This window comes from Kocuria sp. JC486, assembly GCF_011602805.1.
GTDB classification, from domain to species: Bacteria; Actinomycetota; Actinomycetes; order Actinomycetales; family Micrococcaceae; genus Kocuria; species Kocuria soli.
The window spans coordinates 88844-89960 of the sequence record NZ_JAAOZS010000011.1 but is presented as its reverse complement, the minus strand read 5'-3'; the positions used below and the strand labels follow the sequence as shown (position 1 = coordinate 89960).

The window sequence follows — 1117 nt, the reverse complement described above, 5'->3', positions numbered from 1 at the left end:
CCACAGACCCCACACCGGCATCGGCGGCCAAACACCCTCACAACGCGTTCACAACGTCACGGGGAAGTACACCTAGACCTCCCCCTGATCGCAGCGCCCATGGCGGGCGGCCCCAGCACTCCGGCGCTCGTGATCGCCGCCGCGCGGACAGGGGCCTTCGGTTTCCTGGCCGCCGGGTACAAGACGGTCGAGCAGGTGGCCGATCAAATCGACGAGGTCCGTGAGAGCACGCAACGCTTCGGGGTCAACGTGTTCGCCCCGAACCCTGTACCGGCTCAGCAGGCTTCCTTCGAGGCCTACGCGGAATCCCTCCGACCGGAGGCGGCTCGGTTCGACGTCGAGCTCAGCACAGCGCCCCGGGAGGACGACGACTCCTGGTCGCAGAAGATCGATCTCTTGGTGGAGAAAGCGGTTCCGGTCGTCAGCTTCACGTTCGGCCTTCCTGCAGCGGACGACGTCCAGCGGTTGCACGACGTGGGAACCGTGGTCCTGCAGACCGTGACCAACGTCGAGGAGGCTCGGCAGGCCGTGGCCCTGGGTGTGGACGCGTTGGCGGTGCAGGCCACCACGGCCGGTGGGCATTCCGGAACCCTCACCCCGGATCAGCCGGTCCCGGACGTCCCGTTGACCGACCTCGTGGCGGAGATCCGGCAGAAGGCCGGTCTGCCGGTGGTGGCTGCAGGTGGCATCTCGACGCCCGAACAGGTTCGGGAGGTCCTGGCGGCCGGGGCCGACGCCGCCGTCGTGGGCACCGTCCTGCTGCGCACACCCGAGAGCGGTGCGTCACAGGTCCACAAGGACGCCTTGGGTGACCCGTCGCGCAACGAGACCGTAGTGACCACCGCGTTCTCCGGGCGCCCCGCGCGGGCCCTGCGCAACAGCTTCACGGACAGGTTCACGGACCTGGCGCCGTTGGCCTATCCCGCGGTGCATTTCCTGACCAGCCCCCTCCGCAAGGCAGCAACGGCGGCGAGCGACCCCGAGCACGTCAACCTCTGGGCCGGTCTGGGATACCGAAACGCAACCACGGATTCGGCGGAGACGGTGCTCCGGCGCCTCGGTGGCGGCCTCCCGGCCTGATTGGAACCTCTCGTACAGCAACGACGGGGGGCCGGCG

At 69.0% G+C, this 1117-nt stretch carries 1 protein-coding gene; it reads left to right on the top strand.

Features of this window, described 5'->3' with window-relative positions; translation table 11 throughout:
* Nucleotides 1–84 precede the first annotated feature (84 nt).
* On the top strand, nucleotides 85–1080 hold the full coding sequence (locus GWK18_RS07625) for a nitronate monooxygenase (protein WP_245193038.1): 996 nt from the start codon (nucleotides 85–87) through the stop codon (nucleotides 1078–1080).
* The last annotated feature ends 37 nt before the right edge of the window (nucleotides 1081–1117 follow it).